This window comes from Sphingobacterium sp. MYb388 (assembly GCF_037479535.1).
Taxonomy (GTDB): domain Bacteria; phylum Bacteroidota; class Bacteroidia; order Sphingobacteriales; family Sphingobacteriaceae; genus Sphingobacterium; species Sphingobacterium anhuiense.
Window position 1 is genome coordinate 36150 of record NZ_JBBGYV010000011.1, and the last position, 21548, is coordinate 57697.

13 protein-coding genes are annotated in these 21548 nt (G+C 38.6%); 10 read left to right on the plus strand and 3 right to left on the minus strand.

Annotation, left to right across the window (positions count from 1 at the left end; all coding sequences use genetic code 11):
- The first annotated feature begins 22 nt into the window (after nucleotides 1–22).
- The 6 genes from WH188_RS23795 (at nucleotide 23) to WH188_RS23820 (ending at nucleotide 4832) form a co-directional block, all read left to right on the plus strand.
- Nucleotides 23–439, plus strand: coding sequence for a winged helix-turn-helix transcriptional regulator (locus tag WH188_RS23795; protein WP_339424704.1), 417 nt, complete (start codon nucleotides 23–25; stop codon nucleotides 437–439).
- Nucleotides 440–783: 344 nt separating this feature from the next.
- On the plus strand, nucleotides 784–1647 hold the full coding sequence (locus WH188_RS23800) for an AraC family transcriptional regulator (protein WP_132767388.1): 864 nt from the start codon (nucleotides 784–786) through the stop codon (nucleotides 1645–1647).
- A gap of 132 nt (nucleotides 1648–1779) precedes the next feature.
- Nucleotides 1780–2166, plus strand: coding sequence for a nuclear transport factor 2 family protein (locus WH188_RS23805; protein ID WP_339424705.1), 387 nt, complete (start codon nucleotides 1780–1782; stop codon nucleotides 2164–2166).
- A 76-nt stretch (nucleotides 2167–2242) separates the two neighbouring features.
- On the plus strand, nucleotides 2243–3313 hold the full coding sequence (locus WH188_RS23810) for an NADH:flavin oxidoreductase/NADH oxidase (RefSeq protein WP_339424706.1): 1071 nt from the start codon (nucleotides 2243–2245) through the stop codon (nucleotides 3311–3313).
- A 170-nt stretch (nucleotides 3314–3483) separates the two neighbouring features.
- Nucleotides 3484–4065, plus strand: coding sequence for a Crp/Fnr family transcriptional regulator (locus WH188_RS23815; RefSeq protein ID WP_339424707.1), 582 nt, complete (start codon nucleotides 3484–3486; stop codon nucleotides 4063–4065).
- Between the two features lie 77 nt (nucleotides 4066–4142).
- Nucleotides 4143–4832 (plus strand): CPBP family intramembrane glutamic endopeptidase, encoded by a 690-nt coding sequence (locus WH188_RS23820; protein ID WP_339424708.1) that lies wholly within the window; start codon nucleotides 4143–4145, stop codon nucleotides 4830–4832.
- 66 nt (nucleotides 4833–4898) lie between these two features.
- Here WH188_RS23820 and WH188_RS23825 read toward each other — a convergent pair whose 3' ends face one another.
- Nucleotides 4899–5153, minus strand: coding sequence for a hypothetical protein (locus tag WH188_RS23825; RefSeq protein ID WP_339424709.1), 255 nt, complete (start codon nucleotides 5151–5153; stop codon nucleotides 4899–4901).
- 113 nt (nucleotides 5154–5266) lie between these two features.
- Nucleotides 5267–11251, minus strand: coding sequence for an alpha-2-macroglobulin family protein (locus WH188_RS23830; protein ID WP_339424710.1), 5985 nt, complete (start codon nucleotides 11249–11251; stop codon nucleotides 5267–5269).
- A gap of 296 nt (nucleotides 11252–11547) precedes the next feature.
- Between WH188_RS23830 and WH188_RS23835 the strand changes: the two genes are divergently transcribed.
- The 4 genes from WH188_RS23835 (at nucleotide 11548) to WH188_RS23850 (ending at nucleotide 17017) form a co-directional block, all read left to right on the plus strand.
- Complete coding sequence (locus tag WH188_RS23835; protein WP_339424711.1) at nucleotides 11548–12099, plus strand: RNA polymerase sigma-70 factor; 552 nt, start codon at nucleotides 11548–11550, stop codon at nucleotides 12097–12099.
- Nucleotides 12100–12154: 55 nt separating this feature from the next.
- Nucleotides 12155–13117 carry a FecR family protein gene (locus WH188_RS23840; protein ID WP_339424712.1) on the plus strand — a complete coding sequence of 321 codons (963 nt, stop codon included), beginning with the start codon at nucleotides 12155–12157 and terminating at the stop codon, nucleotides 13115–13117.
- Nucleotides 13118–13211: 94 nt separating this feature from the next.
- Nucleotides 13212–15797 carry a TonB-dependent receptor gene (locus tag WH188_RS23845; protein ID WP_339424713.1) on the plus strand — a complete coding sequence of 862 codons (2586 nt, stop codon included), beginning with the start codon at nucleotides 13212–13214 and terminating at the stop codon, nucleotides 15795–15797.
- A gap of 62 nt (nucleotides 15798–15859) precedes the next feature.
- A complete protein-coding gene (locus tag WH188_RS23850) occupies nucleotides 15860–17017 on the plus strand; it encodes a PepSY-associated TM helix domain-containing protein (RefSeq protein WP_339424714.1) in 1158 nt (385 codons plus the stop codon).
- A 151-nt stretch (nucleotides 17018–17168) separates the two neighbouring features.
- On the opposite strand, the gene WH188_RS23855 is transcribed toward WH188_RS23850, so the two are convergent.
- Nucleotides 17169–21227, minus strand: a complete 4059-nt coding sequence (locus tag WH188_RS23855; protein ID WP_339424715.1) for a hybrid sensor histidine kinase/response regulator transcription factor — start codon at nucleotides 21225–21227, stop codon at nucleotides 17169–17171.
- Between the last annotated feature and the right edge of the window lie 321 nt (nucleotides 21228–21548).

A 21548-nucleotide genomic window follows, 5' to 3' on the forward strand; every position in this document is an offset into this window, starting at 1 on the left:
TTTTTAAAAAAAATACATTATTATGAAAAATAGATCGCAATGCCCTATCAGTTGTTCATTAGATATTTTAGGAGATAAATGGTCCTTATTGCTCATCCGGGATTTAATGCGCTTGAAACAATGCACCTACAGCGACTTTTTAAAATCTGGTGAGAAGATTGCGACCAATATATTAGCTTCAAGATTATTAATGCTGGAAGAAAATGGACTGATCAGTAAACTGGATCATCCGGAAAGCAAAGCAAAAGTTTTATACATCCTTACTAAGAAGGGTATCGATTTACTCCCCATATTGATTGAGATGCAATTATGGGTAGACAAATATTACACGGTACCCAAAGAACAGAAAGAGATCATTAAAGCTGTTAAGAAAGATAAAGTGGGTTTTATAAAAGCACAAAAGAAAGTATTATCGGATGGAATTAAGGTAGAGCACTGATACTATAAGAGTTAAGATGACAAGCAGGAGATCAATTCACCTATGAGATCTTTCGTACAGTTGCGTAAAGTTCAGTTATTTTTAAAATAAGAAATAGCAATTCTATTAAAACTTTTAAGCAAAAAAGCAGATCTCCTGCCCCATGATTTAGATGTTGGAAAACTTATACCTTCATAAACTGGCCAATTATTTGAACTAAATAGTCAAAATATAAGGACTAATTAGAAAAGTTAAGTGTTATTTATTTCAATATATTTGCATTATATTTTTTACTTCACTGGTCATCAATCGGTGATTCAAATTTCTTTTGATTTCCTTTATCATCTGAGTTTTAAATATCGTTTATGAAAAAAATGATCAAAGTACCAACATCATTAATAAGTGGTCCTACTCCTCAAAATGCACTAATGCTCGACGGATGCTCTATTATCGAGCAATGCATCCATAGTATGGAAGCTAAGGGAACGATGTATCTGGAAGAGCATCTCCTCATGATAGTGCTCGAAGGATCTGCAACGCTAACTTATGGCAAACAGCAGTATGTTGTCGGTAAAAATGAAATGATTCTGCTAAAAAAGGCAACGGCGGTCAAATACGATAAAATTGGTAACCCCGATAATGACAATATCTATGACAGCCTGATGTTCAGCATCAAAGATGATTTATTAAAATCATTTTTAGCTATGTCTGAAATAAAGGTTCCGAAAATTGAAGGAGAAATAAAGACGGGAGTTTACCCGATGAATGAGTGCCTTGTTGCTTTTGCAAATTCTATGAAACCTTATTTTTTAGATCATTCTGTTGTGCAGCCCGGACAATTACGCCTTAAGATCATGGAATTACTGTATGACATCGCTGAGGGAAATCGGAATATGTTTCTCCAAATTTTACAGTTGCATGAGCCCGTTAGGGCGGATATCCGTCATGTTGTCGAAATGCATTATGCCTCACCAGTTTCTTTACCAGAATTAGCGTATCTATCCGGCAGAAGCCTATCCAGTTTTAAACGAGATTTTAAAGCCATTTACAATATGACTCCTGCATCATGGATTCGGGAAAAACGTCTTGAAAAAGCGAAGGAAATGTTAGAGGCAACACAATTGCCTGTTTCAGAAATTTGTTATTCTCTGGGCTTCGAAAACATTTCACATTTTTCTAGAATCTTTAAAGAATACCACGGACAAGCACCGACCGTATTTCGTCATTAAAATAGAGATGGCCATCAAGCCCGATTTCTCCTGCTCATTTGGACTTAATAGAATAAATAGTTGGACGTTATAAAAAAATGGAAACCTTTTATCGTCTGTAAATTTGTAACATAAATTAAAAAATATAAAATTATGTCGACAAATAAAAACAGTAATACTGTACAAGATTACGAAGATGTGTTAGCCATTGTAGCAGGATACGTGGATGGACTAAAAACGGGCAATATCGAACAGTTAAAAAAAGCATTTCATCAAGATGCTGTTATGTATGGTCATTTAGAGCACGACCTTTCACAAGGTAGTATAGAGAACCTTTATGCCTACGTTCAAGATTTTGGTGCCGCACCAAATATTCAGACCAATCTTACGGTGTTACACAAAACGTCCACCACAGCGGTAGTTCGTGTTGAAATGGAACACGATGCCGCAGATGAAGATTTTACAGATTATCACTCCCTGATAAAAATAAATGGAGAATGGAAAATTGTTGCAAAACTATTCCATCTATATACGAAATAATCAAAAACTATTACTTCAACTTTTCATTGGACATAAGACCTTCCTTTCCGGTGAATATTCGTTATAAAATTTAGATATGTCAAAATTATTCAGTCCTTTAACTATAAAATCAGTAACTTTTAGAAACAGGATCGTAACGTCGCCCATGTGTATGTATATGGCTAATGATGGTTTTGCCAATGATTGGCATTTAGTACATTATGGCTCTAGAGCGATGGGTGGTGCAGGTTCTGTCATGCTCGAAGCGACAGCAGTCCATTCCGATGGACGCATTGGAGTTGGAGACTTGGGAATCTGGAAAGATGATCATATTGAAATGCTTACTAAAATTGCATCATTTATAGAGAAGTCTGGCAGTGTCCCAGCAATCCAATTAGCACATGCTGGTAGAAAAGGAAGCACATGGGCATCTGGACGTGACAGTCATCCGTTGATGCCTCATGATGAAAATGGATGGGAAGTTATTGCTCCGTCTGCAATAGCATTCTCTCCAGACATGCAAACGCCACGCGAAATGAGTTCAGAAGATATCACATCAGTGCAACAAGCTTTCGCAGATGCCACTAAGAGAGCATTAACAGCTGGTTTTAAATTGATAGAAATACACAGTGCACACGGTTATCTAATCAATGAATTCTTATCCCCTATTTCGAACAAAAGAACCGATCAATATGGTGGAAACCGAGAAAACCGTTCGCGTTTTCTATTTGAAATCATTGATAAAATTAAAGAAGTATGGCCTGCAAATCTTCCAATTGCGGTACGCATCTCAGCAACAGATTGGATGGATGAGGGTTGGACAATTGAAGATTCAAAATGGTTAAGTAAAAAGTTATCACAATTTGGAATCGATATTGTTGATGTTTCGACGGGTGGGACAGTACCTAAAGCTAAAATTACAGTCGGTTCAGGATATCAATTACCTTTCGCCAGTGCCATCAAAAGAGAAATAAAAGACAATTTAATAGTTGGTACAGTAGGTTTAATCACGAATGCACATCAGGCAGAAACCATCTTGACAAACGGAGATGCCGATTTGATCTTCATAGGAAGAGAGTTTTTAAGAAATCCCTATTTTGCCTTAGCAGCTGCAGGAGAACTTCGCTCACAACCACCTACCCCGAAACCTTATGAACTCGCATTTTAAATAATAAGGAGGTTCAATATTGAACCTCCTTATTATTTAACTAACTTTTCGGCTCACTTTCCTAAAAATACGAGTTTATATAAAGAAAATATTTTGTAAGTTGACGGATATTTCATCAACTGTTCAACGGATGATAAACTGTTAAAAAATATCAAGAATTAAGACTACTTATGGAGCAACCCACACCGCAACGAGTAAAAGAAATATTTGACCCATTTTACAAAGCTGACCTGAAACTATGGACTGAATTTGCAAAATATCTACAGGTGCGCACCTTTAAAAAAAATGAGTTAATAAAAGATTATCATAGTAAAGAAAAATACATCAACATATTAATTAGCGGTTCTGTTGCACACTTTGTTTTGGCAGAGGAAAAAGATATCTGCATTAACCTATATTACGAGGAACAATTATTCAGTGATTACCTATCCTTTCTTACTCAATCATCAACGGTTATCAAGACGCAGGCTTTAGAAGAATCGCTCGTATGGTCTATCAGCCATAGCGATCTGCATGCTTTATATTCTAGGTCCACTACAGGGCTAATCATTGGCAAGGCTATTTCCGATGCCATGTTCATCAGAAAACAATCCGAACAGATTAATTTACTGACGCTCAACCCTACCGAGAGATATTTAAAATTAATCAAAGAGCGTCCTGAGATTTTGCAGAGAACATCATTAAAAATCATCTGCTCTTATCTCGGTATAGCAGCTGAAAGTCTGAGCAGGATTAGAAAAAAAAACCTGTAGTATACATTTCTTAACTTTCGTCAATTTTTTAGCGAAATCATCTTGCTACTTTTGGACATTCAATAAAGCCATTATATATGAAAAATAAAGTAAATTATCTCGCTGTCCTGACGTTTTTTATCATTGCCGTTCTTCTTCGCTATCTGACAAATAAAACCGATTTATTGAACGGTATATCTAGCGGATTTATTAAAATCATCCTACAGGGTATTTCTCCCGCCATTGCTGCATTAGCCGTCTTCGCTCTCTTTAAAATAAAACCCGTTCTAACATTAAAAGGGAACTACAGCAACATCATGATCCCTTTTCTCTTATACTGGACATTACCCATTATCCTAATTTTAGGTACGGAGTATGCTATCAAAGGAATCCTATCTTTTGAAGCTATTACCGCAATCTTAATTTATGGTCTTTTAGAAGAAATCGGATGGCGCGGATTTTTACAGCAACAGCTTAAGCCATTACCGGAACTTTTAAATGTTCTGATCGTGGCTGTACTCTGGTTTATCTGGCACCTGAACTTTGATTTTACAAGTTCAAACCTCTTGTTTTTAGGGATTTTAATCCTTGGCAGCTGGGGAATCGGAAAAGTTGCCAATAATACCAATTCATTAGTAGCAGTAGCTGCATTTCACTCGCTCAATAATTTTTTCCCGGAGATGAATACCATAAAAATCATCCTACTCATTTCATTATTGTCCATCTGGGTCATTGCACTGATCATTAGAAAAAAACAACAAAATGGACAAAAAATTATACTAAGCTAGAATATAAAAAACCAAAAATTCATTCAGAAAGATTATTTAGTCTTCAATAGTCGGTATTAATAGCGATTAATCCACTGTATTTAGCTTACTGCTGATTTTCAAGATTAACCATCTTATAAATACAAAGAAAAGAAGAATTAGAAATGCCATGAGCACATAACCGAGCTTCCCCATTGACCAACCAAAAACAAATAACCAGGTATTTATCTGTTCACCCGGATTAAAGGCTTTATTGGCACCAAAATCCGACAACAGTAAGAAACCAGTACCGATATATAAAATAAGCAAGGTAACAGCAGTACTAATTAATGTGTATTTCATGTTATTAAATTATATTGTTTTTCAATAGTTCAATAAACATGCCATTGAAAATATTGATAATACAGCGTAAAAAGGTCGGTAGAATTACCCCCAGCCTTCTTCTTATATTAAGCCTATTCCACCACGATCTCATTCATCTTTTCATTACCATAAAAAACAGGAAAATACATCAACTCCGCCTTTGCCGGATTTACCGTATAGACCCCCGTGTATCGTGGCAATAGCTCGATTTCAAAAATATGCGACCCCTTATTCAATTTTGGACAAAAGATAACTACCCGATCCTTGAAATGTTCCCGATGGGCTTCATTTCGGTAATATCCAGGCGATTTACTTTCATAAGTACAACCCGCAGGAATCGGAACTTCAAGTTGGACGTACTCGGCCTCTCCCGTCAGCGATACAGTAACTTCTATTTTGATCGGTTTACCTTCTTTTAACGTAGTTACAGTTCCTTTTTCGTTCTTAAATCGAGTAGAAACAGTCAAACCCTTATCTTTTTCAAGAGCAGGATTGGCATTCCAAAAGTTCTGATATGCCGTCAGAAACAGCGGTCCTGTCCCTTCTTTCCGCACACGAATCTGTTCAGTCGCCGCAAATTTCTGCGTATAAGGAAATGCAGTAATACGCTTATCGTTCACAATTGCTACAGGTGCCCGAAAAGTTTCGCCTTCTTTCAATAAGTCTGGAAGAATACTTCGAATAATCCGTGAAGACTCATAGATATTGCTCCAGTTGCCCCGTTGCTTCTGTGCAAAGAAATAATTTCGAATAAGCTCGAGATCCGATTCATGCCCCCCGATTGTTTTCAATACTGCATACGCCAATAACGTATTTTCCGTATGCGTTTCGGTTGGATTCAAAAATATCCTTTCGTTCTTATCAGAAACACCTCCCGAAGTCCAATACATACCACCTAAAATTGTTTTTGAAGCATATTTCAGCACAGTATCTGCGGCATGAGCATCTGCGATCCCCAATTTAGCCATCAACAGATATTTAAGCAATATATCCTTCGTTGATTTACTTTTCAACTTTCCATCAATAGCAAGAAAATAGTGTTTATAATCCGTTTTGGGATCCAGCCGGTTTAAAAACACCAATGCGTTAAACAATCCTTCCTTGGCCATATTAAGTTTATCTTTGTTCCAAAGAACATCCAACGAAGCTAAACTTCTTTTCAAGCTTTCCTCCTCCCGTTCGATATACAATCTTCTCGTCAACCCCGTCCTGTAACCCGCATCTTCAGCATCCAATAGCACAGAAACGACATAATTACTGATCCATGATACCGTTTCACTTTTATTCCACCAGCCCCAACCTCCAACTGTATTCTTGTTTTTCTGCAATTCTTTCAAAAGGTCAAGGATTTTTTTCTCTTCTTCAAACGGCTTCCCTAAAAGTTTTGTTAACGCTTTCTTAGAAAGTAGCGCACTTAATTTAGATGCCAGCTGTTCGTTGCACAAAAACTTATAAGCATCAATATGTGCTATTTCGCGCTGGATGAATTCCCATGAATTGGCCTCAGCATGCACGGTGATTTCTCCCAGCTCAGGTGATGTTTTTAACTGATATTCTTCCGTTCCATTCAACACCTTAAAATCACCCTGATGCTGCTCCAGTCCTTTTTCGAAAATCGGAATACTTCGTTTCTCGCCATCAAAATAGCCATTAGAAAGTCCGATCGCATACGAAAGCTGCAAGCTATCGCCTTTTCCTGCCCGAACAGCAATTGGATCGCGGTATGACTTCGCAATTTTCAAATTCGTTTTTACAGAATCAACCCCATTGTAGATCGTCCGTAGCACTTCCAGACTATCGCCAAGATAGTTAACCACTCGACCTATTGCGGTAAACTGATCGCCACGAATAGCAAATCGTGGAGCTGCCAAATGTGCGGAAACAGCTTTAAAGGCTTTAATATTCAGCTCTTTGGTATCTGCAAAATCTTTTACCCCCTTGGCAATAAAGATTGTTCTCCAATTGGTAATATCATCTGGATAAGTAGTCTCAAAACTCGCTTTCCCTGCAGCATCTGTTTTGAGCTTCGGTTGCCAGAAAGCATCATCATGAAAGTTGACCCGCATCGTATTACCCGATTCGAGGTAAGGCATGGAAACATGCGGCTGTACTGCAGCCACAGTTCCAGTTCTTGTCTGTACCATAATGACTCCATTGGCAGCCCTTGCGCCGTACAAGGCAATCATGGATTGATCCTTTACCGTATTCACGGAAGCAATTGCAGCCGGATCAAAAGAAGCAAGATCACCTTCGAACACCACACCATCCACCAAGATCAGCGGTTTTGTACCAGCATCCATACTGTTATTACCTCGAATCAAGATACCGCTCACCTTTCCTTGCAACAAATTTGGCATATTATTGACCGTGACACTTGTAACTGAACCTGTCATACTTACCCTCTTTTGGCTAGCCACGCCCATCACAACGACCTCATCCAATTGATTGTCCTGCGCCTTCAACTCAACAAAATAATCCTGCCCCATAGATACTTTGATATCCGAAGGATTATAGCCTATTGCAATAATCTGCAACTGTACTGCTTTTTCATCCGAAAGCTCCAATTCGATACTACCGTCAAAATTGGAAAAATACTGCTGTTTCGTACCCATTTTTTTGACAGCAGCCCCGATCACCGGTGCATCACCATCATAAACCAAAATTCTGACAGCGGAGCTGCTATTACGCTTTGCAATAAATTCAGCCTTGTTTATTTTTAGAACTTGACCATGCCCCTGCTGTTCATAAAGAATAGAATCACGAAGCGGATTCAACACCCTATTTGCAACGGTTTCATCACGGACCATCTTATAAGCCACTGCGGCTTGAGGTGATCGCTGGTTCCATTGAATACCATCCAGTTTTAGGTAATTTAGGCCATTCGATTTTAACGTTACAGCCAAACTATAGGCTATCGAATCGTCTTTCACCACATGCAAAATAATATCTCCGACAGGTAAATTACGCAAGCTATTTTCAGCTCCATAATACAGTCTATAATACCTACGGTCTTCCGCTTTTGCAGGTTCTACGAAAATAAGAGCAGGCTTGACAAGCTTTTGTTCAGCATCCAGACCATAACTTAAATTGAGGTTAAAGGTTGGTTCTTTGGAATCCTTTTTCGCCAAAACAAATTGCGCAACTCCACTATTATTTTGCATGGCCTCCTTAAATTTACTCGCCACATTTTTCTGAATATCACTACGCATCCATAATTTCTTCGTGAAATCCAATTGCGGTTTAAAGTAAGGTGCATCTTTTCGTATATAGTCCGCATCAAAACTTTTCAACTTTTGGTACTGCTGATAAAGTGTATATTGATATCCGCCTTCTATTTCAAAACGTCCAATTGATGTCGTATCCACGATTAATGTTGCTATTTTGGGCACGCCATTATACATTTCGGTACGCGGAAACGGACCTACCAAAACAGGTGCTGACACTTGAGTCCTAAGCCTACTGTTATAGGTCCTGTTCGGAAATGGATTCAGATAAAAAAGATCGCCTGAAGTCTGGATATAAGCCGGCATTTCGATAGACACATTTAGATTTGGCAATTGCCAAGCTCCGAAATTATTGGTTACGGAAATCAACTGTTTTTTGAGTTCCGTGACTTCGGTATCTTTGAGCTTTCCAACATCGTCCTTGGGCAGCATTTTGACCAAGATCTGTCCTTTACCAAGCGTTTCATCAGGGTAGTTGAATCCAAGTGTATCCTGCCCTATATTAAAGGATACGATCATTCTCCGGCCTTTTTCAACGCGGAACCCTTTCACCAATACCTCCCTGTCATGTGTTCTGAATTTAAATTCATGCTGTCCCGGATAGATCTCAAAAATATAATCATCATGGTGTTGACTCTGTTTCGCATAAGTCAAAACACCATCTATCCACATCATATGAACCCCTTGTACCAAACCATTTACCACCAGATATGGAGAAATTTGGCTTTTAATTTCCGCGACCGGCTGCGACGCCTGATAATAAACTTTAGGAAATAAAAATTGGTAAAAAGCAATCGTATCAAGCTGCATTTCTTTAGACCATCTCGCCCAGTCATTTAATGCCTCCTGGTGTCTTACCTGAGCTTCATCCAGATCAAAATTAAAATTCTGGAAAGGTTGAGCATACCGCATGAGCCCGCCAATCTTGACATTTGGAGCACTTGTATTTTTAAATTTTGATGTAAATCCATAAGCCGTAATATCCACATCCGGCACAGGTTTGCCCACTTTATCGGTCACGGACAATTGCACCTCAGCCTTTTGACCAGGATACACCGTTGTCGCTGTATTGACCTCTAAATTCAGATTTTTCTGCATAAAAGGAAGATCTTCCTTTATCATTTTGGCACGGCCTGCAAAAAGATAAGTAATCTGCAGGCTATACCCATCTTTTCCCCGTTCTGAAAATGCTTCGTTTAATTGAGTCGCGTAACCCGACGAAACCATTTTCTTACCTTTCCTAACCCGATACCAAAAAGGAATAGCGGCCGGATTACTCACTGTCAATAAAACCGAATCGGTCGTGCGGTAAAAACGATAACGCAGTTGCTCCTTTTGTTCCTGTTCCAAATCCAAGATTTCAGAAATTCCATTCGCCTCAACTCCTATTTCCGTTGCCTGCCATGCGACCGGTATGATATACGGTAAACGAACCTGCTCTACGCGCAACATTTCATTGTTTTCACCTAATAGTTCGATCTTAGCATCGCTTGATTTTTCAATACCTTTCTCAAAATACTTAATCTCCGCCTGCCCGTCTTTAACGGCGATACGAATTTCTTTTTCCGTTTCAAGCAAATTCAGCTGCAGTATTTTTTCATGACGCTCATTGTCCGAACTGAGGTAGGTACCTATAACTTGAAAAGGAAGACCCATGTCTGACGGGAAAATCGAATCTGGCAAAACGATTTCCTTTTCCGCGACTTCAGTAAGAGACACCGTTGTCTGCCACAACGTATCTGGAACAAAATTCACCTGATTCGCCTTCATCTTTCCTGTACGGTAGGAGTTTGGTACAACTTTCAATTCTACTCGACCATCATAAACAGGCATATCATTCTCATTGACAACCTTTAACTTCAGGCGGATACTATCCCCTTTTGCAAAATCCGTGCGATCGGATTTCATGCTAAACGTGAGACTTTTCAATTCATATTCTTCATATCGAAACGACTCTTCAAGCAGCACTTGCTTAGATTTGCTAGACTTCAATAAAACACGGTAATATTTATCAAGAGTAAGTCCCAGTCCTGCATTTAAGTCAAAAGAAAAAGCATACATGCCAGGGCGATAGGGAGCAAGTTTTGTGATGACCGTATCTTTCGCATTGCCCACCACATGAACATCCACCGAATCTAAATTTGGTTTCCATTTACCCTCTTCGAGATAAGCCTTGAATTTCATCTGATCATTGGGCTTATACATCGGCTTATTGAATACCATAAAGCTTTGGTTATCAAAACTTTTTTTCTTACGAAAAATCCTTTTAAATTTATATTTTGTCCGTTTCCAGTTTGTTTTCACACCTTGCCAAAAGGATACTTTTTCTTCATAAGGCCAGTTCTTTTCTACACGTAGATAATGATACACCCCTTTATGCAAGATGCTGACGATATCACCTGTTTTCGCATTTGCAGCATGATAATAGCCCAATTTCCGATCATAAGAGACCCTATTCTTGCCCAAAGAAAGGTGTGCATCGGTTATCATATTACCCAATGAATCGTACAAGCAAACCGCAAATGCTTCGGTCGGAATGACCTTAGCATACAGATCATCAATGATAAATTCATCATATACCAGGTTATTTTCATCAGCACGAACTTCCACATAATTGCCACGTGGCAAATTAAGTTTTTGATTACGATACTTTCCTTTTTGAACAAAATCGGTCAGCATACCCTCGTTAAATTTCACTTCTCCGATATGGATCTTTTTTAAAATCTCGGGGTTTAATTTATAGATATAATAATCCGAAGATTGACGTTGACTGTTGAACAGTGCAGACTGCCCAAATAAGGCGATCGAATACAAAAAGGTTAAAACACTAACGATAATTGACTTCCAACTCATAAAAGGTATTGACTAAATTCCCTTAAAAATAGATAAATTTTCCAAACACACACATTATACTTCATTATACGCACAAATTTTCGTGTAGAGATATCAATATTTCCCAATAAAACCTGCGTCAGAAGCTATAATCTCGGTGAAAAGTTCCTCATTGGGAGGAATATGTTATACAGCACAAATTTATGTTAGGAGATAATCGCCATCTAAATATTAAAATCAGTGAAATTTAATTTTATTTAGAACAATTCCAGATTAAAACCTATATTTGAACCTATCTATCTAAAACGACTTGCTTAGTGAGCCTTAAACTATTTTTTACAAAAAAAAACAATCAGAAAAAACCACCTGAACAAATATTTCAGGAGTGGTTCGATGCCTATTGGAATCGACTTGTTGATTTTTGTGAACACCATTGTAATGATGAGCAAATCGCTATGGATATGGTACAGGATATTTTCTGCTCGCTTTGGAAACGTAAAGAAGTGATGGAAGAAATTATTCAGATAGAACACTATCTCTTTCGCGCTGCGCGAATACGGATCAATGATTATTACCGTGAAAAGTATAAGCGCATCGATCAGACACATGAATTGACAGAGACCTTCTGCCACAGCATCAACAACACAGAGGAGACCATCTATTTCAGAGATCTTGATCATTTTGTAGATGGCCTGGTCAACCGACTCCCCTGCCGTTGCCGTCAGGTCTATACCCTGAGCCGCAATAGCGGTCTAAGCATACCCGAAATTGCCGAAGCATTGTCTTTGTCCGAAAAGACTGTCGAAGCACATCTCACGAAAGCCCTAAAATTCCTGAGAAATAAGATCTCTACATCAGAACAAAAATAATTTTTTTTTAGACTAAGGGTAAAACAGCTAAACGACGACTGGTATATAAAAATATATGAAGATCGATCATCAGCTCTTGGAAAAATACTGGTCAGGCCAGTGCACACCTGTTGAGAAACAAGCTGTGGAAGCTTGGATGGCTGATGGTATTCCTGAGGAAGAATTTCCACGCAAGAAAAGTAACTATACACCTGAAGAGAAAAAAGCGATCTTATGGCAAAATATTCGCCATCAAGCTGATATCCCCGATACGTTTTCTGCAGAAAAATCAACCCGTAGACGCTGGCCTAAACTCGTCGCAGCAGCCAGTATCGTGAGTATCCTATCGGCAGCTTGGCTCTATCTTCGATCGGATAAAATAACAGCAGAACCGATCGTAACCACCCGCTTTGTACAGATCGAAGTTCCTTTTGGAAAAAAACAAAAACTCATCCTCAGCGATGGAACAATCATAAGTCTCAATTCGGGAACAAAATTACGCTATCCCGAAAAATTTGATGCAGCGAAAAGAGAAGTGACCTTAGATGGTGAAGCTTTTTTTGAGGTGAGCAAAGATCCAAAACGACCTTTTATTGTCCAGACTAAAAATACCAGTACCCGCGTACTGGGTACCCGATTCAATTTGCTAAGCCGTCCCGGACAGTCCGATATGCTTACTGTAGAAGAAGGACGAGTACAATTTACCGCAGCAAATTGTCCGGACACCCTTATTTTAAAAGCCAATATGCAAAGCAGTTATGCTGCAGGAAAGATGAAATCAAGTACCGTAAACAGTGAACTGTCGACTGCCTGGATGGAAGGACAACTTATATTCGACAACAAAACCATCAAACAGGTGATTCCGGAACTTGAACGCTGGTATAATGTAAAGATCACCTGTCACAATACAGCAATACTGAATGATCAGGTGAGAGGGAAGTTTAAGCAGGCTTCTTTAGCATCAGTTTTACATGACATCAGTTTTGCAACCTCCATCAAATATACCATCAAAGATAAGGAGGTCAGCTTATATAGATAATCGATCCGCAAAAAATAACCCGGTGTACGCATCGCCAAAATTGTCCACCGGGGGATGAAATTAAATACATTAACTTAATCACATTTGTAAAAATATGAACTTTTTGCTACTTAGCACACCGCTATTTCCCAGAACATGGAAAAAAAATAGCCTTTTATTAGCACTTTCTTTCTCCTGTCTATTGACACAGGCGCAACAGGGTATCCTCCAGACCAAGGTCAGCATCCAAATCAAAAACCAAACGATAGCGCAGGCGCTAGAAAAAATTGAAGAAAAAACAGGCTGTTCTTTTATCTACAGCCCAAACCTGATCGACGCACAAAAAAAAGTATCGGTAAACCTGCAAAATGCACGCTTAGAAACAATTTTGCAGGAGATCCTGGGCGATGCGGTAAAACGCGTAGAGACCAATGGAAATCGCATTAATTTACAGCCCTCTTCTGAAAAAGGCAATCTGAACGGACAAGTACACAGCAGCGATGGTCACCCAGCTGGATATGTGAGCATCTCCCTTGCGGGCAGACAAGTCCAGGCCGATGAAAACGGTAAATTTTCGTTCAGTAATATGGAAGCCGGCAGCTATACCGTAGAAGCAAAATATGTTGGCTTGCTGACCCAAAAGCAACAGGTACATATTGAAGCAAATAAAACATCTACAGTCAACCTTGTGCTCTATGAAGATGCTACAGCACTACAGGAAGTAGTGGTCAACGGCGAACGTAAAAACCGCTTTGCAAATAAAGAGACCCCTTTTGTAGCCCGTATGCCACTGCGCAATTTGGAGAATCCGCAGGTCTATCAGGTGGTAACACAGCAGTTGATGAAAGAACAAGTTTCTTATACGATCGCCGAAGCCATGCGGAATGCAGGTGGTACTGTGCCCGTGATCAATCCTTCTGGCGGACTGAGTGCCCATTTAAGAGGATTTAGTACAGGAATTAATGCCCGCAACGGTATGGAGTCCACTTCGGACCGATCTGCGATGGATCTTGCCAATGTAGAACGCATAGAAGTACTTAAAGGTCCATCGGGAACACTATTTGGAGCATCCGTATCTTCATTTGGTGGCGTAGTCAATCTCGTTACGAAAAAACCAATTGAAGCAAAACGTACGGAAGTAAACTACACTACGGGGAGCTATGACTTAAACCGTTTATCCATAGATCTCAATACGCCATTAAAGGCCGACAAAAGTGTCCTATTTCGTTTGAATACCGCTATCCATAAGGAAAGAAGTTACCTCTCGGATGCTTTTAACAATACCTTTTTAATCGCACCTAGTTTAAGCTATCAGGTCAATGAGAAGCTGACCCTAAACTTAGATGCCGAATACCTAAAGGTTCACAATACACAGCCCAATAATTTTGTTATCCGGGCCAAAGATGTACTTCAACCTAAAGATCTGAAGTTGGATTACCGCAAAAGCTTGTATTATAGCGATGCCGATGTACAAAATAGCGCTTCTAGGATCTTTGCTGAGGCAAAATATAAAATATCGGATAAGTTCCAGTCCACCACCGTGTTCTCGTACGTTTCGGAAAATGTGGATCACAGCTATCAGCGTGTCGTGCTCGTCAGTTCTCCTACAGAGGTCACTAGAGCCGCGTCCATATATAAGGATGTCTATAATGGATACGCAAATATTCAGCAAAATATCAATGGCGAATTTAACACAGGAAGTATCAAACATAAATTGCTCGTCGGAGCCAATTATAGAACCCTCAGCAGCAGTTTCCTTTTCGGAGATATACAGCTATTCGACAAAGTAGATGTGACCCAAAAATTCACGCCCCTGTTGAGACAGGAAATCGATAAAAATGCCGAATTTGCACCGTACCCCACTCCTTCGCAACAAACGCTCAGTGCATATGTATCCGACATGATCACCATCGTGCCACGTCTTTCGACCATGCTTTCACTACGTGTTGATCATTTCAATCGGAACAAAGTGGAAGATGAAGAAGGATTCAAACAAACATCATTAGCGCCTAAATTAGGATTGGTGTATCAGATTCTTCCCGAGCGTATTTCTGCATTTGCCAATTATATGAGTGGTTTCCAAAATGTTGCTCCGGTCATCCAGCCAGATGGAAATCGATTTGTCATAGATCCAATATTTGCCAATCAAGCAGAAGGTGGAATAAAATCGGAGCTTTTTCATAAAAAATTAAGTCTGACGGCCAGCTATTATTATATCAAGATTGATAATGCCACCCGTGTCAATGCGGACATGTTTACCGAACAGGATGGAAAACAGGTGAGCAAAGGTGCAGAACTGGAGGTCATTGCCAACCCCATCGCAGGACTGAATATCATCGGAAGTTATGCCTATAATGATAATCGCATCATCAAAGCTTCTGATGTTGCTGTTGAAGGAAACAAGGCAGAATTTGCGCCTGAAAATGTCGCCAGTTTTTGGGCTTCTTACACTTTCCAAGAAAAAGTAAAAGGTCTCGGTGTCGGTGCCGGAGTCAACTATGTTGATAAAATGTACCGCGCTTCGACAAATACCTTTTTTATCCCCAGCTATACGCTGGCCAATGCAACTGTGTTTTATAACAAACAAGCTTGGGGAATTCAATTGAAAGCGAACAATATCTTTAATAAACAATATTGGGACAGTTGGGGCAATTTGCAGGCACCATCCAGTGTGGCGGCAAACCTTTCCTATCGTTTCTAAAAATTGTATAGCAACGAGCAGACCGCTTTTAGCGAGCGGTCTGCTTTATTAGATTGTAAATTGTGCTAAAGAAAATATTACATCAAACACACCTTTGGATGGGTTTACTCTCATCACTTATCGTCTTTATACTGGGCATAACCGGTTGTATATTGGCATTTGTTGATGAAATCAAACCCTTGGTTTATAAAAGTCATTTTTACGTGGAGTCCACGAGTCCAGATCATGACCGTCAGTCGTTTTCAACCTTATTGGACCAAGCAGAACAGCATTGGGGTGCTGAAAAACAGGTCTCGGCCGTAGAAATTGAAAACAATCCACAACGGACCTGGCATTTTAGGGCATATAAAGAAGATGATAACGATGGAATCTGGTACTGGAACGAGAAAAAATACTATGAGTCTGTTTTCATCAATCCCTATACCGCAGCAAACGTATACAGTGAAAATGCTGAATTTGAATTTTTCAGGGTCATACTCTACCTCCACTGGTCATTGCTGTTCAAAAATGACATTGGCCAACCCATTGTAGGCACTGCAACGCTATTTTTTGTGCTCTTACTTTTAACAGGTCTATATCTGTGGTGGCCAAAAAACAAAAAAGCAAGACGTGTTCGGTTTTGGTTTCGCTGGAAAAATAAAACCGGCATAAAACGGAAAAATTACGATTTGCATAATATTCTAGGATTCTATTCCTTCACAATCGCTTTAATTCTGGGATTGACCGGTATGATCTGGGCCTTCCCCTGGTTTGATGAGTCGGTACAGCAAGTACTCAATAAAATCGAAAATAAGGCTCCGGAAACAGTTCTGGCGAAACCTATTCAGTCAAAGGCTCATTTCAATACAAATCTTTCGGTCTACGATAACATTCTGAACGAAGTAGAGGTAACTTATCCCGATGCACATGCCTATTACTTTTATTTCCCACAGAAGGAAGAAGCATCGTTAAACGTGTATATCCGCTATGAAAAAAGCTATGCCTCTATCATCCGACAATACGAGGTAAAGAAAGGTTATCTGCAAAAAACAATCGATTTTTCAAGTAAAAATTACGGTGAGAAAATGCGGGCCTTAAATTACGACATCCACTTAGGAAGTATTCTGGGAATCCCGGGCAAGATGCTGGTATTTTTGGCATCGTTGATTGCCGCCAGCCTACCTGTCACCGGTTTCTACATCTGGTACAATCGACGTAAAAAGAAAAAAAAGAAAGCGTAAATAAAGCTTAGCAACCCGTTAATTCTCTTAATGCTAAAAAGGCTTATCCCATCACAGATAAGCCTTTTTAGCAATCGTTTCCTTTTATCTGCAACCCCTTATTTAATACTATTTCTGACCTTTCTCTCCTATATAATTCGCGCCAATAACATTATTTAACCAGATTCTTTTGTGCCTGTATATACTCCGACGGTGTCATTTTATATTTTGCCTTAAATACTTTGGTAAAATAATTAGGATTTGAAAATCCGGTCTCATACGCAATTTCCGATATCGAATTACTATTTTTTTCCAATAAATTTGCTGCACGTTCCAACCTTACCGAACGTATAAAATCTACAGGACTCATACCCGAAAATTCAAGTAATCTATTATACAACGATGTTCTACTAATGGACAAGTGACTACTCAATAACTCAACAGATAACTGTGGATTATCTAAATTTTCATAAACATATTCAAATACACTCTGTAAAAATTTCTCTTTTTCTGACATCACCTCAACTTCTGGTGAAACAAAAGAGAGCTGCTTACTATAAGTATCTTTAAAAGCTTGATTAAGGAGCAATAAACTATTCACTTTTGCTAATAATGCAGCCATATCAAATGGTTTAGAAATATAATCTACTGCTCCCGACTCTAAACCGCAGACTAAACCATTTTCTACTCTTGAAGCTGTCAATAAGATAATTGGAATATGTTTTGTCCGTTTATCCCGCACCAGCTTTTGAGTCAATTCCATACCGTTCATGATTGGCATCTGCACATCAGAAATAATCATGTCGGGGTGATGAAATAGTGCTTTTTGCCATCCTTCTTGGCCGTTTGACGCTTCGCAAGTTTGATATAAAGGATCGAGCCTACTTTTTAGAAAACCCCGAAAGTCATCGTCATCCTCAATAATCAATACAACGGGTCTCAGACGAATATGCGGATCAACATTATCCTGTTCGACACTTATAACAGTCTGTACAACTTCATCATTAACGACCTCCATTTTTTCTAAAAACAGATCAAAAGAAAAAGCACTTCCAAAGCCTGGTTCACTCTCCACGTAAAGTTTACCACCATACATTTTAACAAATGAATCTGCGATTGACAAACCGATTCCAGATCCTTGATTCAAAATATTACCCTGTGTATCATGCTGGTAGAAACTCTCGAAAATCGCTTCATGCGATTCTTTTGGTATACCGATACCATCATCCTTGATTACCATTTTAACTTTTATTTTATCACCCTCCTCCTGTACTTCCACCGATTTTATATACACAGAAATATGACCTCCCTTTGCAGTAAATTTAAACGCATTGGATAATAAATTAAAGATAATTCGCTCAATTTTATTATGGTCAAAAGCGGTTAGTACATGATCTTCACAAGAAATAAAACGATAGTTGATCTCCTTTTGAATGGCCATATCACTAAAGGATTCATACATATCTTTTACAAAGGATACTAAATCCCCTTTCGTATTATGCAATCTAAGCTCATTTTCTTCCATTTTTCTAAAGTCGAGCAATTGATTAACAAGATTAAGCAACCGGTGGGCATTACGCTTGATAAGCGCGATCTGTTGCGAAGTTTCCTTATCCTTTTCCTTAAGTAGTAGAATATCAATTGGACCTGTAATTAAAGAAATAGGCGTTCGAAATTCATGACTTAAATTCGTCAAAAATTTTATTTTCATCTGATCCAACTGATGGAGATTATCCGCATCTCGACGCTCCTGTTCCAAAACAAACTTTTGTTTTAGTTTCCGCACACCGCGACTCTTTAACCAATATAACCCCGATAAAAGCAAAATGCCATAAAACACAAATGCATAACCTTTTAACCATATGGGAGGTGCAACATAAACAACTATAGATTTGATTTCATCATCCCATATCCCATCGTTATTACTCGCTTTTACTTCAAATGTATATTCTCCTGGATCCAGATTGGTGTAATAAGCAGCGTGATCCCCATTAGCTTTAATCCAATCCTTATCAAGCCCTTTCAAGCGATATTGATATTGATTGTCTTCTGATACCGTCAGATTCAATGCAGCAAATGAAATTGAAAAGTTTTGTTTATACTTCAAATTGATCCTTTCTGCCGTTAACAATGATTCAGATAGTATGCCTTCTTCAGAAGGTTTAATCACCTTATTATCAATCTTTAATTCCGTTAATACGGGTTTGGAAGGATTTGTATTAATTTTTAAATTTTTAGGATAAAAATGATTAAATCCTTCTTGACCACCAAAATATACTTCTCCATCAGGTAGCATGAGACCTGCCCCTATCGCAAATGCGCCCTCTTGTAGTCCAACAGAATAGGCATAATTTTTAAACGTTTTTTGCAAGGGATCATAACAGCTCAATCCTTTATTCGTACTGAACCACATTTTCCCAGTATTATCTTCAACAATACTCTGTACTACATCATTGATCAAACCCTCCCGTTCAGACAACGTTTTAAACTGCTTATCATCTTTTTGCAGCAACCCGACTCCATTGCCATTTGTACCTGCATACACATTTCCAGCCCGGTCAGTATAGATCGATAACACATAATTGTTCGGCAAAGCGTTTGCATTTTTATTATAATACACGGTTTTACGGGTGTATGGATTGTATACAAAGATACCTGCTCCGTAGGTACCTACCCACATATTACCTTCGTGATCCTTTCTCAATGCACGGATAAAATCTGCAGAAGGTGCAATCTCATCCGCTTTGGGGTTGTCAGAACGACGAAATTTTTTAACCACTCCATTTTTAAGCTGAATCACGTTGATTCCACCACCATTTGTACCTACCCAGATATCACCATAGATATCTTTCTCTAAACTAAAAACTTCATTATTATTAAGTTGGTTTTCCCCAGATCCTGTCAAGTAGTGCGTACGTGATTGTGTTTCCAAATTGAACTTGATCACTCCCTTACCAAAAGTTCCCAGCCATATATCGCCAGGAGAATCTCCATTTTTCAATGCTAAAACCGTTAGATTTTGATCTCCAATCGGAATAGCTGTCAGCTTATCCAAGCTACGGTCATATCGAAAAAGACCACCACCATCTGTACCTACCAGAACCTGACTCTTAAAAGGCAAAAATGAAGTGATCATACTGACCTCATTTTTCCCATAACTGTCGATCGTTTTAAGGTTAAACTGATTCAGATTCACATCAAATTTATTCAAACCTCCTTGTACGGTACCCACCCAGTAAATTCCAAATTTATCCACGTAAACAGAACGGACCGATTTATGGCTTATACTTCTAATATTTCGAGGATCCTTATTAAAAATTTTAAGCTCAAAATTCTCTGTATTCAATACGCCTAATCCATTATCCGTACCAATCCAAAGTCCACCTTTAGTATCGTTAGCAATACTGTAAATTCGTTTACTCCCCAATTTAGCTCCCCCCGATTCTTGAAACAAAGAAAACTGATCTTCATGATCACCCTTATAAACAAGTCCTTGTAGTGAGGAAACCCAAATACGTTTCTGTTCATCTTCTTCAATGCAGGTCAGTTCCATGAGTTGTTTATCAGATGTCAAAGGATCCTGAGCAGGATAAACTTTACTTTCTTTCAAATTCGATGCAAACTGATATATTCTATTTTCAGCGGCAATCCACATGCGTCCTTGACTGTCTCTAAAAATATATCTGGAGGTCATTTTGAAAAACTTCTTTTCGATATCGGTATAGCGTACGTCAAGTGGTTTGCCAATATCTTTGACATTGATAATAAAGAGTCCACCATATGAACCTACCCAGATATTCCCTGCAATATCCGTATTAATGGTTGTTATTGCGGTACTCAACCATTTACCATCCACATGTTTATCATAACTGACAATTTTATCCAATTTACGGTCATAATAACTTAAGCTTCCGCCATTGGTACCTATCCAAACACGTCCTAGGTTATCCTCACATAAAGCTGTGATATGATTAGATTTCAAACCCGCTTCTACATCGGCATTATAACGATAAACTTTAAACGTGTATCCATCAAATCGATTTAACCCATCTTCAGTTCCAATCCATAAAAAACCATAACTATCTCGATAAGTACTAAAAACAGTATTGGACGATAAACCATTTTTTATCGTATAATGCTCAAACGAATACGGCAGTTCCTGCGCGTTAGCAATAGAGCAGAAAATTAGGGTAATAACAATAATAATTTTACACTTCAATATATTCAACATATTTAGGTTTAATAAGATAATGGTTAAAGGTGTACAACAATACTTTTGAATAGCGGTCACCGTTATCCTAAACTATCAAAAAAAATAGATTATTTGATGATTTAAATCCAATTTTAACATACTTACTCATCATTTGAACATTCTTACCTCAACGAGAATGTTACATCAGCTAGTTTTGAATTAGTAATTATAAACCAACCGTCAAAAATAAATTTCACTACTTGTTATTAGACCTAACCTACCTAATAGCAACTGGAAATTTTATGCATGGCATTTACACAAACCACTTAGATTAAAATAAAATTATGAGCACACAGAACA

Coding starts and splice junctions, on each gene's coding strand:
- WH188_RS23795 (WP_339424704.1), top strand. CDS start 23: ATGAAAAATAGATCGCAATGCCCTATCAGTTGTTCATTAGATATTTTA.
- WH188_RS23800 (WP_132767388.1), top strand. CDS start 784: ATGAAAAAAATGATCAAAGTACCAACATCATTAATAAGTGGTCCTACT.
- WH188_RS23805 (WP_339424705.1), top strand. CDS start 1,780: ATGTCGACAAATAAAAACAGTAATACTGTACAAGATTACGAAGATGTG.
- WH188_RS23810 (WP_339424706.1), top strand. CDS start 2,243: ATGTCAAAATTATTCAGTCCTTTAACTATAAAATCAGTAACTTTTAGA.
- WH188_RS23815 (WP_339424707.1), top strand. CDS start 3,484: ATGGAGCAACCCACACCGCAACGAGTAAAAGAAATATTTGACCCATTT.
- WH188_RS23820 (WP_339424708.1), top strand. CDS start 4,143: ATGAAAAATAAAGTAAATTATCTCGCTGTCCTGACGTTTTTTATCATT.
- WH188_RS23825 (WP_339424709.1), bottom strand. CDS start 5,153: ATGAAATACACATTAATTAGTACTGCTGTTACCTTGCTTATTTTATAT.
- WH188_RS23830 (WP_339424710.1), bottom strand. CDS start 11,251: ATGAGTTGGAAGTCAATTATCGTTAGTGTTTTAACCTTTTTGTATTCG.
- WH188_RS23840 (WP_339424712.1), top strand. CDS start 12,155: ATGAAGATCGATCATCAGCTCTTGGAAAAATACTGGTCAGGCCAGTGC.
- WH188_RS23845 (WP_339424713.1), top strand. CDS start 13,212: ATGAACTTTTTGCTACTTAGCACACCGCTATTTCCCAGAACATGGAAA.
- WH188_RS23855 (WP_339424715.1), bottom strand. CDS start 21,227: ATGTTGAATATATTGAAGTGTAAAATTATTATTGTTATTACCCTAATT.